We start from the raw sequence: 231 nt of genomic DNA, 5'->3' as shown, positions 1-231 counted from the left end.
GTATCGCTCTCCTCTTCAGTAGCAGTTCGTATTGTATATTCTTTAACTGTATTTCTCTCCATATTGCCGTTCCCCTTTCAAATTACTACTATACTGACAAACGCGTTCTACCGTCATTTTCGTCTGTAACGTATTCAACATAAAAACCTTGATTCAGTGCGTTTTCATACATCAATTCAATCGCTTTTGGGTCTTTAGCGTAAATGTGTATATAATCACCGTCCGCTACTA

At 37.7% G+C, this 231-nt stretch carries 1 protein-coding gene and 1 pseudogene; both read right to left on the bottom strand.

Annotation, left to right across the window (positions count from 1 at the left end; translation table 11 throughout):
• A pseudogene (locus JDS96_RS31610) lies at positions 1 to 62 on the bottom strand (GNAT family N-acetyltransferase); the annotation flags it as partial.
• A 26-nt stretch (positions 63 to 88) separates the two neighbouring features.
• A partial coding sequence (locus tag JDS96_RS31605; RefSeq protein ID WP_199669195.1) for a DUF2691 family protein occupies positions 89 to 231 on the bottom strand: 143 nt, incomplete at its 5' end.

Source organism: Bacillus cereus group sp. N21 (assembly GCF_016483395.1).
GTDB classification, from domain to species: domain Bacteria; phylum Bacillota; class Bacilli; order Bacillales; family Bacillaceae_G; genus Bacillus_A; species Bacillus_A pseudomycoides.
Note: the sequence above shows the minus strand (reverse complement) of the source record. Positions and strands in the feature narration are given on the sequence as shown.